Raw genomic sequence first — 12,732 nt, 5'->3', positions numbered from 1 at the left:
GTTTCAGTCTAACCTACTAAACTATTACCATTTTCCCCAAATATGGTAATAAAATTGAAAAGGATGCAATCTAATAGTGCATCCTTTTTTGTTTATAAAATATGTTCTTCGGAAATATCTACTTATTCAAAACTCTGCATACTTACTAGTTTTTTGTAAACACCATCTTTAGCAATAAGCTCATTGTGAGTTCCTTGTTCTGCAATTTCTCCTTTATTCATGACAATAATTTCATCTGCATTTTGAATGGTTGATAAACGATGCGCAATAATGATTGAGGTTCTGTTTTTCATCATTTTCTCTAAAGCATCTTGAACTAGGCGTTCACTTTCTGTATCTAATGCTGAGGTTGCTTCATCGAGAATCATAATTGGAGGATTCTTTAAAACCGCTCTTGCAATGCTGAGACGTTGTTTTTGTCCGCCAGATAATTTTCCTCCAGCATCACCAATGTTGGTTTCAATACCTTTAGGTAATTCTTTTACAAACTCCCAAGCATTAGCGATTTTTAAGGCATCTATAATTTCTTCATCTTTAGCATTTTCTTTTCCTAAAAGAATATTGTTTTTTACAGTATCATTAAATAGTATAGAATCTTGTGTTACTAGTCCCATTAAGTTACGTAATGAATGTTTTGTAATGTTTCTTATATCTTGTCCATCAATAGAAATTTGACCTTCATTAACATCATAAAAGCGAGTCACTAGATTTGCTATTGTAGATTTTCCGCTTCCAGATTGTCCAACAAGTGCAATGCTTTTTCCTTTAGGAACTTTAATTGAAAAGTTTTTAAGGACTAAATCATCTTCATATTTAAATGAGATGTTGTTGATGCCAATTTCCGAAGTAAAATCAGGTTTTACAATAGCATTAGGTTTGTCTTCTAAAGTAGATGTCGTGTTCAATATTTCTAAAACACGCTCTGCAGCTGCATTACCTTTTTTAACGCTATAACTTGCTTTACTAATAGCTTTTGCTGGCGTTAATATATTATATGCAAGTCCCATGTATGCAATAAACGAACTAGCATCTAATGTGCCATCAATGAGTACCATACGTCCACCATACCACAACAATATAGATATTACTGTGATTCCTAAAAACTCACTTGTAGGCGATGCGAAATTTTGACGATTTAATAATTTATTAGAGAAGTTAAAAAAACGATACGTAGACGCTTTAAACTTATTTGAAAATGTAGTTTCTCCATTAAAACCCTTGATGACTTTTAAACCACCTAAGGTTTCTTCTACAATAGATAAAAAGTTACCTTGTTCTTTTTGAACGCGATCTGATTTCTTTTTTAATGATTTCCCTATTCTAGAGATCACAAAACCAGATAATGGAATAAATATAAATACGAACAATGTAAGTTGAGGACTAATTAATAACATCATAATGATGGTAAAAATAATAGTGAGTGGTTCTCTAACTATAAGTTCTAAAATTGACAAAAATGAGCTTTGAATTTCTTGAACATCATTTGATATTCTTGCCATAGTATCTCCTTTTCTTTTTTCTGAAAAGAAAGCAATCGGTAGCATGGTAATTTTATCAAAAATGGCATTTCTTAAATCTTTTAAAACACCATTCCTTAAAAATGTAATAAAAAACATGGCTAAGTAATTAGAAATGTTTTTCAAAAAGAATAACACAATAACTAAAGATATCACTAAGATTAAAGCCTTTGAAGAGTCGTCATGAGCAAATTCATGAACTCTGTAAGACATGAAATCTTTAAAATAATCCATGGTATTTGATATACCATTCCAAACAGGTTTCACAATGGCTTCTTTTTCTACACCAGGTTTTGCTGTTGGAAATAATACATCCAGCATTGGGATTAAAGCGATAAACGATAATGCACTAAATAATGCGTAAAATACATTACAAATAATATTTAGTATTGCGAATTTTTTATATGGTCTCGCATAACCAAGTATTTGTTTGAAATAATTCATTAACTAAGTTTCATGTCTTTTAAGATGGCATCAATCTTAGCTTCCAATTGTTGTTCCGTTTCTTTAAATGCAGACACATTGTCTAGAGTTGTATTTACACTTATGTAGAATTTAATTTTAGGTTCTGTTCCACTTGGTCTTAATGCAATTTTACTACCGTCTTCTGTATGATAAATTAATACATTAGATTTTGGGATGTCTATCGTGGTTGTTTCTCCAGTAACTGTATTTTTAGAGATTGATAATTGGTAATCTTCAATTAAAACCACTTTAGAGTTATCAACTACTTTTAATGGGTTTTCACGAGCATCAATCATCATTTGTTTGATCTCTTGAGCACCTTCAATTCCTTTTTTAGTTATAGACACTAAGCGTTCTTTATAAAAGCCATGCTCCACATATAAATCAATTAAAGTCTCATACATAGTTGTGTTATTTGCTTTTGCTTGAGCAGCAATCTCACAAGCTAAAAGGGTAGAGGTTACAGCATCTTTATCTCTCACAAAGTCACCAACCATAAACCCAAAACTTTCTTCTCCACCACCAATAAAATCCATTGTAGGGAAGTCTTTTATCATTTTAGCAATCCATTTAAAACCAGTCAATCCAATTTTACATTCTACGTTATATGCAGCTGCTAAAACAGACATCATTGGTGTCGAAACAATTGTAGATCCAATAAACTGATTACCATTAATTTTATTAGCGTTTTTCCATTGTTTTAATAGAAAATCGGTCATTAATAACATCGTTTGATTACCATTAAGAATTACTAAATGATTTTCTAAATTACGAACTGCTACTCCCAAACGATCACAATCTGGATCTGTACCAATAACAATATCTCCATCCACTTTATCTGCTAATTCTATAGCCATTTTTAAAGCTTCTGGTTCTTCAGGGTTTGGAGAGACAACTGTTGGAAAATCACCATTTGGTTCACGTTGCTCTTCTACGATGTTTACATTGGTATAGCCAGCACGTTTTAAGGTTTCTGGGATTGCAGTAATAGATGTTCCGTGGAGCGAAGTAAATACGATATTTAAATTTTCTTTTGCTTCGGAAGATGTGTCAAAACTCCCATTTTTTATAGATTCATTTATAAATACGTCATCAACTTCTTTTCCTATGTATTCAATCAAATCTTCATTAGCTTTAAATTTGATTTCATCATAAGCCAATCTATTTATTTCTGCAATAATTTCAGCATCCTCTGGTGGTACTAATTGTCCGCCATCTTGCCAATATACCTTATAACCGTTGTATTCTGGTGGATTGTGAGATGCAGTTAATACAATTCCACAATGACAACCTAAATATTTCAAAGCAAACGATAATTCTGGAGTTGGACGTAAATCTTCAAAGAGATAAACGTGAATTCCGTTAGCAGAAAAGACATCTGCAACCACTTTTGCTAATGATTTACTATTGTGTCTACAGTCGTACGCAATCGCAACTTTTAAAGTTTCCGAAGGAAATTGAGTTTTCATATAATTACTCAATCCTTGGGTATTTTTTCCTAATGTATATTTGTTAATTCGGTTGGTTCCAACTCCCATAACACCACGCATACCACCAGTTCCAAATTCAAGATTTTTATAAAAACTTTCTTTGAGATTATCTTTATTGTTAGCAATTAAATCTTTTATTTGATTTTGAGTGTCTTGATCAAAAGTTGGTGTTAACCAAGAGTTTACTCGTTCTAGTAGTTGTGGTTCTATGTGTGTCATGTGATGTGTTTATAATGTAAAAATACGTAATTCAATAATTTTGAAGCGTTAAGCCAGTAATAAATAAGTTGGATTTTAAAAATTAAGTTCTTGCTTGATTAAATAGCGACTGCTGTCACTCTTTGAGCGAAGAATGAGTTCACCTAAAAATCCAGCTACAAAAAACTGACTTCCTAAAATCATTGTTGTTAAAGCAATGTAAAATTGCGGACGTTCAGTAATCAATCGTCCTGTTTGATTTAAAAATAATTTATCGATACCTAGATACATAGCAAATACAAATCCAATGGCAAACATGATGACACCTAAAGCTCCAAAAAGATGCATTGGACGTTTACCAAAGCGTGATAAAAACCAAATCGTGATTAAATCTAGAAATCCGTTTATAAAACGATCCATTCCAAATTTGGTTTCACCATATTTTCTAGCTTGATGTTGTACGACTTTCTCACCAATTTTAGTGAAACCTGCATTTTTTGCAAGCACAGGAATATAACGATGCATTTCGCCATTAACATCAATGTTTTTAACCACATTGTTGTTATAAGCTTTAAGACCACAATTAAAGTCATTCAATTTTACACCAGACGTTCGTCTCGCTGCCCAATTAAATAATTTAGATGGCATGTTTTTAGAAATTACAGAATCATAGCGTTTCTTTTTCCAACCAGAGACCAAATCATATTTGTCTACGACGATCATGTTGTAGAGTTCTGGGATTTCTTCTGGGTTATCTTGCAAATCTGCATCCATGGTGATGATTACATCGCCTTCTGCTTTAGCAAAACCAGCATGGAGCGCTTGGGATTTTCCGAAATTTTTAAGAAAACGAATGCCCTTTACATTCTCATCTTTTTGAGATAAAGCCATTATTGTTGCCCAAGAATCATCTGTACTACCATCATCAATAAAAATGATTTCATATGAAAAACGATTGGACTGCATGACTTTTGCAATCCAATCGTGTAATTCTGTTATTGATTCTTGTTCGTTAAGTAGTGGTATGACTACTGATATATTCATTTAGCGATTTTGAAAATTTAATACTTCAAAAATACTGAAATTATTTAAGCTAAGTTCGGATCTTTTTTCTTCATTATAAGAGCCACAAGAAGTCCTATGACAGTAAAGAAGATTAAACTCTGTGCTAGAGATCTTAATTGAGTGCCAATAGCAAAGGTTTCTTGGCTCTCCATCGTTTCTACAGCTTCATTTATTTGTTCTTGAGGAGCTCCCATGTTTTCCATAAAAGATGTTGTTTTATTGATAGACAATTCTTTTAAGTATTCTGCAGAATCAGGATCAATAAAATTAAATAGTATAACAGTAACAATTGTACTTATTAAAACACCAATAGCAATAGGGATAAAGTACGCTGTAAACGCTTGTTTGAAATTCATAAAGCCTCCTAAAAGACTTCTTGCTTTTGCACTAGATACTACACCAACTGCAATTATTACAACAGGAAGGATTAATAAGTTTACCCAAAAGTTTACTAAAAATTCAATATCAATAACATAACAAAGTACTGTGTAAAGAACTAAGCCACAACCAAGGTAAATACCATAGTTAATAGCTGTAGATTTTAATGATTTTTCCATAATTTAAGTTGATTATTTAGTTAATATGATTGGTTAGTATATATTTGTTTTAAAACGTTACAATTTTCTTCTGAATAAAAAAAGAAATATTTTATTGGTAATTTACAAAAATTACTTAAATTTGCACCTCCAAAATAGTAAGGAATTTTAAAGAATAAAGAGATGAGAAAAGGAATACATCCAGAAAATTATAGATTAGTAGCGTTTAAAGACATGTCTAACGAAGACGTATTTTTAACTAAATCTACTGCTGAAACAAATGAAACAATTGACGTAGATGGTGTTGATTATCCAGTAGTTAAATTGGAAATCTCTAGAACATCTCACCCGTTTTACACTGGTAAGTCTAAATTAGTAGATACAGCTGGTCGTATTGATAAATTCAAAAACAAATACGCTAAGTTTAAAAAATAAACTTAGAATTAAAATAGTTACAAAGCCTTCAGGATTTTTTCCGAAGGCTTTTTTGTTTTCTATAATTAATCTACTTTTGATATATAATCGAAATTGAAAGCTAGAAAAACACTTCTAACTTTTAAATTCTAACTTCAACCTTTGATATGAACTACATTCTTTTTGATGGACCATCACGTAACAACTTATTACCATTTACGTATACTAGACCTGTTGCAGATATTAGAGTAGGTATTCTCACCATTAGAGAAAAATGGGAGAACCATTTAGGGTCAACTACTACAACGATAACAGAAGATTACTTGTCTGAAAAATATCCAATGGTAGAACTAGATGAAAACGTTATGATTAACGCTTCTTTCATGCCAAACACCAAATTAGTTGCCATTATTAAAGGGTTAAAAGAAAATCAAGCAGTGTTTTCTGGAGAAGATGTCATTGCATTTTTTACAAAAGACTCTCAAGAAGAGGTTGATTTTGAGAACTACAAAGCTATAGAGTACAACGATACTGTTTTGAAAATTGAACATACTTGGGACATCTTCGCAATAAATGGAGATGCTATACAAGCAGATTTTGATTTACTGACACAAGATAGAGAATCACAACCTATCTCAAGCACATGTAACGTTCTTGGGGCAGAACATATATTTATAGAAGAAGGTGCCACATTAGAATTTGCAACCTTAAATGCTAATTCTGGTCCAATTTATATTGGTAAAGATGCAGAGGTGATGGAAGGTAGTTTAATTAGAGGTCCTTTTGCGCTTTGTGATCATTCAACAATAAAATTAGGAGCTAAAATTTATGGACCAACAACTGTTGGACCTCATAGCAAAGTTGGAGGCGAAGTCAATAATTCGGTTATTTTTGGATATTCTAATAAAGGTCATGATGGCTTTTTAGGGAATTCTGTAATTGGAGAGTGGTGTAATCTTGGAGCAGATACTAACAATTCTAATCTAAAAAACAATTATGCCGAAGTACGACTTTGGGATTATCAAACCGAAGGCTTTGCAAAAACTGGACTCCAGTTTTGCGGACTCATGATGGGAGATCACAGTAAATGTGGAATCAACACCATGTTTAATACTGGTACAGTTGTTGGAGTTAGCGCTAATATCTTCGGAAGTGGATTTCCTAGAAATTTTATTCCAAGTTTTTCTTGGGGAGGAAATTCTGGTTTTACAACATATTTAACCAATAAAGCGTTTGAAGTTGCTGAAGTTGTTATGAAACGTCGAGATATAGAATTTTCCGAAGTAGATAAAAACATATTAGAACACGTCTTTGAAGAGACAAAAAAATGGAGAAAAAGTTAATCTTAAATTATAAAAACATGAAGTTTATTTGCAGTATCATTTTAGTATTGACACTAAATTTCGGGTTTTCTCAGACCTATACAATCAAGAATCTAGAACTTAATGACGACAAAAGTCAATATGGTGTTGTATTCTATAAAGGTGATAAAGTTTATTATACATCGTATATGCTCGATAATAGAAATAGAGCAAGACGAGATGGAGATAAGCGTTTGATCTTTACAATGTTTGAAGCTCAAATGGCTGATGACGGAGAAATTATCAACCCAAAACAGTTTAATAAATCTGAAAAATTTGTCTTCAATATCTCAAGCGCAGGCTTTAGTAACGATGGTAAATACATGTACATTACTACTAATTTTATGAAACGTGGTAAGTCGTATAAAAGAAAATTGAAATCTATCAATTTAAATATTCAAAGAGGAGAATATATTGAAGGTCGAGGTTGGGTGAATTTTGAACCATTACCATTTTGCAAACCAAATTATAATTATGGTCATGCAACGCTAAGTCCAGATGGTTCTACAATGTATTTTACATCAAATGCAGATGGAGCTCATGGTCAAACCGATTTATTTAAAGTAGAAATTCTTGAAAACGGTGAATATGGTGAGGTAGAAAATTTAGGTAAAAAAATCAATTCTCCTAGAAAGGATATGTTTCCTTTTGTGAGTAAAGACAATATCTTATACTTTGCTTCAGATCGCGTTGGTGGTGTTGGTGGATTAGACATCTACAGTTATGACCTTAATGGAGATCCAGAAACTACTACACCTGTAAACTTACCACAACCTATAAATAGTAGAAGTGATGATTTTAGCTATATCATAAATGAAGAAGGAACAAAAGGTTACTTTTCTTCTAGGCGTCCAAAAGGTAAAGGCGATGATGATATTTACTATTTTACTTTAGAGTAGATTTTTTAACACGTTTTAAATCCAGCATATTAATAGGATTAATCCCTAAGCCATTTACGTTTTTTCTAGTAAAACGAACAACTTCATCATAAAATAATGGTATGATTGGAGTCGATGCCATTACTAAACTATCCATTTTTGTGTAGAGTGCTTCTCGTTGTTTCGTATTAGTAATAGTAAACGCTTCTTGATACCAAGCATCAAATTGTTCGCTTTTAAAATGCGTGTAATTTGGACCATTAGGTGCAAAATTTTTGCTTGAGTATAAAGATAAGTAGTTTTCTGCATCAGGATAATCTGCAACCCAACTCGCTCTAAATAAATCTAGTTTTCCGTTGGCTTTTGCGTCTTTTAAAGTCGCAGCAGGAATCACATCGACATTAACTACAATACCAATTTTTTGAAGTTCTCGTTGAATGAATTCACAAAAACTTAAATAATTACTTGTCGTGGTGATGGTAATTTCAGGGTTTGAAATCCCAGTTTCTTGTTTAAATTGCTGTACGAGTTGTTTTGCTTTTTCTGTCTGAAATGTAAAACCTATAGATTCATTGTAACCAGGAAGACCTTTTGGGATAAATCCACCATAGGCAGGAATTCCAATTCCGTTACGTAAATAGGTCATCATTTTTTGCTTGTCAAAACCGTAATTGATGGCTTGACGTAAGGTTTGTGATTGTATTTCGGTAACTTTAGACTCCATGAAAAACGCCAAATATTCAGTATTGAGGTAAGGACCTCTAATCATATTGACATCTATTGCATATTGTTCACGAAGTTTACCAGTTGCAGTTAAAATTTCATCTTTGTAGGAGGCATCTAATCCTGAAACAAAATCAATATTGCCTTGCGCAAATTGTAGAAATTCACTTTGTTTATCTGGTAAAAATGTAATGGCTACAGCTTCCAGATATGGTAATTGATTTCCAGAGCCATCAGTTTCAAAATAATTATCATTTCTTCGGAAAACGAGCTTTAAATTTTCTTCCCAGCGTTTAAATTGAAATGGTCCTGTACCAATAGGATTTGATCTGAAATCTGAATTATAATGCTCTACAATTTCTTTTGGCACTACTGAACAATATTTCATCGTAAGTTTTCCTATAAAAGAAGGGTCTGGTGATTTTAGTATAATTATTAAGGAGTCATTTTTAGACTCTATGTCCCAAAGATTATTAATGACCCAACTTCCTGGAGAAACCACCTTACTATCACATAATCTAAATAGGCTATATTCAAAATCGCTTGCTGTTACTGTTCGTGTGGAGTCTTTTCCGAAGAGTTCGTGTTTATGGAATTTTACATCATCTCGAAGCGAAAAAGAGTAGGTGAGCGCATCTGGTGAAATTGTCCAATCTTTAGCAATACAAGGTTGCACATTAAGATCTTCGTCCATTTGTACTAAACCGTTAAACAGTTGATTAATTGCCCAATTATCTGCATTGTCTTTTGCAAACGCAGGATCTAGCGAGCCTATATTTTTGTGTTCATTATATCTAAAAACAAGATGATCTTTTTGTGTTGTTGTTCCATTTCCGCAGGAAAATAAAAGAAGAACCAAAAGCGATACTAATATGTGTTTACAGTTTTTGTACATAATCTAACCTTCGGGAAGTGATTTCCAGTTTTTAATGATTTTGGTGTAGAAGAATATGAAAATAATTGCGCTGAAAAATAAAATCCAACTCCAATTCAATCCTACACTTTCCATCAATGTATTACAATCATGGTAGCTTTTATAATAATCTATGTCATCTCTACAAGCATTATTTTGATGCATGGAAATAATACCAACAATTAAGAATAGATACAGTGAAAAACCTATGAGTGAAATATTAAGACAAATAGCGACTATTATTTTTTTGATGCTATTATAGAAAAATATGGGAATACATATAATAAGCGTACCTAGTGCCAATGTGAAATAAGAGATGAAATAAATAGCTCCATCGTCACTTCCTCCAGCAGTAACGTAAAATAATAATGCTGCAAGTAGTGACACGATAAGTGTAAGAACACCAACGGTTATAACACTAAATAATAGGTGTTTGAGTCCTGTGATTCTAAAAATAAAGATTATGCTTGCAAAAAAGAATGCTAACCACATAAAGACATGAATACTTTCTATGGGTTCGCTATCTTTTATGTTTTCTATATTTTCAAAAACATTATGAAGTGAACTATTATCATAATGGTAATCTGTTAGGCGATTATTGTAGAATGCTTGGGTTTTTGTGATATCAACTGCTATTGGACTTGTGTAATCATATGCATCTTTAACTTGGTCTCTAATGAAGTTCTTAACTTCATAATTATTAGGATGATACACTAGATTTAACCACTCGTTTGAGGTTAGGTTATGGTCAATTTTGTAAGTTTTAGAAATAACTAAAAAGTCTTCTAGAAGTTGTTTGATTTCATTTTTATCATTTCGTTCGAGAAGTTCATAGTTTCTTTTATTTCTTAGTTGATGACGTATTGAAAATGATTTTCTATAATTGTAGTCATAATCTGAGTATTCTTCATAATTGTATTCATAATCACTAGAATAATTATAAGTTAATTCATCATCATCGAGATTGTCATTTGTAGATACAAAAAATGTGGATGACATGTTATAATAACTTGGGATAGGCGTTTTAATCCATTCTTGCAAATTAACCACAGAGTCTTTAAAATAGTATGTTCTAATAGAATCTACAGTTTTGCTATACACAAACCCTTTGTTCCTGGTAGAGTCATTATAGCTCTCTGCAATATTGTTGTTATATGGCTCATCAATTGGTGTTTCAATAGTACGTAAGGTGTAATATTGATAGCTGTCTTCTTCAAATGAAAGATGTGGTTTGTTGTAGTCTATAAACTTGTTATTGTCCTCGCAATAGAACTCGTTAAAAGGTTTTGGAAATCTACGTTGGTTGAGTGTGTAATCTTCAAGATCTTCTGATAAAAACAAGTATGCATCATTAGTAATCTGTATTTCTTTATTTATTTGTGCATCTGGATACGTAGAAGCTATATAGGTTTTTAAGCCATATTGATACGATAAATAGAAAGTTGTACATGCAAATATAATAACCAAATAGGATACAAATTGCCCAAAGAGCTTGAAAGAATTTGTTGGGTAAAAGTTTTTAAACGCATTGTTTTTAAACATATAAATAAGCCAGGCAACCAGTAATAGAGTGGAAATAATTATAGATAGAAAAACAGATCCATTTTCAAAAAAGATATCTTTTACATAACGTTCTTGAAGCATTTCAGGATTAGAAAGCGTAAAAAAGCCAAAAACAAAAAATATGAGATGTAAGATGAGTGCAGAGAGCAGCATCCAAACGAGTCTCGTATTCCAAATTGTGGGATAACGCTCAAGTAAATATTGGTTGGTTTTATATATGAAATTTTTCATTTTGAAGCGAGATTAAGAAACGAAGAATCGTCTTGTAGATTTAGTGATATTTCTGGTGTAGGTAACATCTATTTTGTGCTTTCCAAGTGATTCTAATACAGCTGAGAATGATGTGTTTGCGTTAAAGTATGCGACGAAAATTCCGCCATTATAAATGAGTTTTTCTATCTGTAAATTTTCAAAAATAGTCATAAGCTCATCACGTTTTGCCTCACAATCTATTTCTACAATGAGTTGGTTTTCATCATCTGCGACAACTTGTTTATTGTCTTTATACTGTCCATCTTTGAGGTAAATAACTTTATCAGAAATTTTCTCAACCTCATACAATTGCTGTGAACTTAAAATAAGTGCGATTGGATTATTAATAGAATTACACATCGATTTTAAATCTTCTAAAATAACTTGTTGAGCTAATACATCTAAATTTGCTAAAGGTTCATCAAGTAACAATAATTCAGGCTGACGTAGTAATGTTCTTGCCAATTCAAAACGCATTTTATAACCAGAGGACAGTTCACTCCATTTAAGATGTTTATAATTCCATAGTCCAAAACGAGCAATCATCATTAAGACTCTAGTTTCGTTTTCTTCTGGAGGAATTCCATAATTAGATAATACAAATTTAAGGTTGTCTTTTAAGCTTCCATACCATTTTTGAGTACGTTGCGGTATGTAAACCAAATTGGTTCTCAAATCATAATTTGAATCGTAGGTGTTATCAAATTTAAAATCGAGTTGACCTTCGTTATATTTTAATTCTTTGGCTAAAACGCGAAGCAATGTTGTTTTTCCGTTTCCATTTTCTCCAACCAATCCATAGACTTCTCCTTTATGTATTTTAACAGAAATTGGCCCAAGTTTAAACCTATTATATCCATAGCTTTTAATCAAATCACTTCCAACCACGACAGGTTTTTTTGTATTATATTCTGAAATTGGAATTTTTGCAACCCGTTCTAAAATAACAAGTGATCGCTCAATTAGCTCATCTTCTTTTTCTGGAAATTGTTCTTTCCAATCGGTTAAAGAAATAACTTCTCTATATAAATCTAAATCTTGTGTATCGATAACACAATCCATGAGTTTGCGATATCCAAGAACCGTATCTTTATTTTGTAGAAAAGAAATAACTTCTTTTATTCTAGCTTCTGCTTGAGACATATATGGATTAAATTATTGAAGAGAAGACGTATAGGTGGATTACAAATTGTAATTTTTAAAACGATGCCAACCCTTAATTTGAAAGAGTAAATATAAATAGATTTCTGTGCGTAAAGAAACTAAAGATGTAGATTCGGTGAAATAATTTTTTAATTAAACTAGTTGTGTTTTTTGAGCTAAAAAAACTCATTGAAATGTTTATACGATTTCTGTA

General features: G+C 31.9%; 10 protein-coding genes. 3 read left to right on the top strand and 7 right to left on the bottom strand.

The window, feature by feature from the left end:
- Nucleotides 1–122 precede the first annotated feature (122 nt).
- From IM744_RS10770 to IM744_RS10755, 4 genes are all read right to left on the bottom strand, one after another.
- Complete coding sequence (locus tag IM744_RS10770) at nucleotides 123–1,961, bottom strand: ABC transporter ATP-binding protein (protein ID WP_194508147.1); 1,839 nt, start codon at nucleotides 1,959–1,961, stop codon at nucleotides 123–125.
- Nucleotides 1,961–3,691: a phospho-sugar mutase gene (locus tag IM744_RS10765; RefSeq protein WP_194508146.1), complete on the bottom strand. Its 1,731-nt coding sequence runs from the start codon at nucleotides 3,689–3,691 to the stop codon at nucleotides 1,961–1,963. The genes IM744_RS10770 and IM744_RS10765 overlap by 1 nt, the downstream gene beginning before the upstream one ends.
- Nucleotides 3,692–3,766: 75 nt before the next feature.
- Nucleotides 3,767–4,714: a glycosyltransferase family 2 protein gene (locus tag IM744_RS10760; RefSeq protein WP_194508145.1), complete on the bottom strand. Its 948-nt coding sequence runs from the start codon at nucleotides 4,712–4,714 to the stop codon at nucleotides 3,767–3,769.
- A gap of 44 nt (nucleotides 4,715–4,758) precedes the next feature.
- Entirely contained in the window at nucleotides 4,759–5,292 is a 534-nt protein-coding gene (locus IM744_RS10755) for a DUF4199 domain-containing protein (protein WP_194508144.1), read from the bottom strand.
- A 162-nt stretch (nucleotides 5,293–5,454) separates the two neighbouring features.
- Between IM744_RS10755 and IM744_RS10750 the strand changes: the two genes are divergently transcribed.
- From IM744_RS10750 to IM744_RS10740, 3 genes are all read left to right on the top strand, one after another.
- The gene (locus IM744_RS10750; protein ID WP_194508143.1) at nucleotides 5,455–5,706 is read left to right on the top strand and encodes a type B 50S ribosomal protein L31; all 252 of its coding nucleotides are present in this window, start codon (nucleotides 5,455–5,457) and stop codon (nucleotides 5,704–5,706) included.
- Nucleotides 5,707–5,852: 146 nt separating this feature from the next.
- Nucleotides 5,853–7,028: a GlmU family protein gene (locus tag IM744_RS10745; RefSeq protein ID WP_194508142.1), complete on the top strand. Its 1,176-nt coding sequence runs from the start codon at nucleotides 5,853–5,855 to the stop codon at nucleotides 7,026–7,028.
- 17 nt (nucleotides 7,029–7,045) lie between these two features.
- Nucleotides 7,046–7,945 carry a TolB family protein gene (locus IM744_RS10740; RefSeq protein ID WP_194508141.1) on the top strand — a complete coding sequence of 300 codons (900 nt, stop codon included), beginning with the start codon at nucleotides 7,046–7,048 and terminating at the stop codon, nucleotides 7,943–7,945.
- Here the strand turns inward: IM744_RS10740 and IM744_RS10735 are convergent.
- The 3 genes from IM744_RS10735 to IM744_RS10725 are packed head-to-tail and all read right to left on the bottom strand — an operon-like array spanning nucleotide 7,932 to nucleotide 12,518.
- Nucleotides 7,932–9,542, bottom strand: a complete 1,611-nt coding sequence (locus IM744_RS10735) for an ABC transporter substrate-binding protein (RefSeq protein WP_194508140.1) — start codon at nucleotides 9,540–9,542, stop codon at nucleotides 7,932–7,934. The two genes, IM744_RS10740 and IM744_RS10735, sit on opposite strands and share 14 nt — an antisense overlap.
- 3 nt (nucleotides 9,543–9,545) lie before the next feature.
- Nucleotides 9,546–11,354 carry a hypothetical protein gene (locus tag IM744_RS10730; protein WP_194508139.1) on the bottom strand — a complete coding sequence of 603 codons (1,809 nt, stop codon included), beginning with the start codon at nucleotides 11,352–11,354 and terminating at the stop codon, nucleotides 9,546–9,548.
- Nucleotides 11,355–11,366: 12 nt separating this feature from the next.
- A complete protein-coding gene (locus tag IM744_RS10725) occupies nucleotides 11,367–12,518 on the bottom strand; it encodes an ATP-binding cassette domain-containing protein (protein WP_194508138.1) in 1,152 nt (383 codons plus the stop codon).
- Between the last annotated feature and the right edge of the window lie 214 nt (nucleotides 12,519–12,732).

It is taken from the genome of Psychroserpens luteus (genome assembly GCF_015319355.1).
Taxonomy (GTDB): domain Bacteria; phylum Bacteroidota; class Bacteroidia; order Flavobacteriales; family Flavobacteriaceae; genus Psychroserpens; species Psychroserpens luteus.
This window is presented reverse-complemented; position numbering and strand designations above follow the sequence as displayed.

Coding starts and splice junctions, on each gene's coding strand:
- IM744_RS10730 (WP_194508139.1), bottom strand. CDS start 11,354: ATGAAAAATTTCATATATAAAACCAACCAATATTTACTTGAGCGTTAT.
- IM744_RS10740 (WP_194508141.1), top strand. CDS start 7,046: ATGAAGTTTATTTGCAGTATCATTTTAGTATTGACACTAAATTTCGGG.
- IM744_RS10735 (WP_194508140.1), bottom strand. CDS start 9,542: ATGTACAAAAACTGTAAACACATATTAGTATCGCTTTTGGTTCTTCTT.
- IM744_RS10760 (WP_194508145.1), bottom strand. CDS start 4,714: ATGAATATATCAGTAGTCATACCACTACTTAACGAACAAGAATCAATA.
- IM744_RS10755 (WP_194508144.1), bottom strand. CDS start 5,292: ATGGAAAAATCATTAAAATCTACAGCTATTAACTATGGTATTTACCTT.
- IM744_RS10725 (WP_194508138.1), bottom strand. CDS start 12,518: ATGTCTCAAGCAGAAGCTAGAATAAAAGAAGTTATTTCTTTTCTACAA.
- IM744_RS10745 (WP_194508142.1), top strand. CDS start 5,853: ATGAACTACATTCTTTTTGATGGACCATCACGTAACAACTTATTACCA.
- IM744_RS10750 (WP_194508143.1), top strand. CDS start 5,455: ATGAGAAAAGGAATACATCCAGAAAATTATAGATTAGTAGCGTTTAAA.
- IM744_RS10770 (WP_194508147.1), bottom strand. CDS start 1,961: ATGAATTATTTCAAACAAATACTTGGTTATGCGAGACCATATAAAAAA.
- IM744_RS10765 (WP_194508146.1), bottom strand. CDS start 3,691: ATGACACACATAGAACCACAACTACTAGAACGAGTAAACTCTTGGTTA.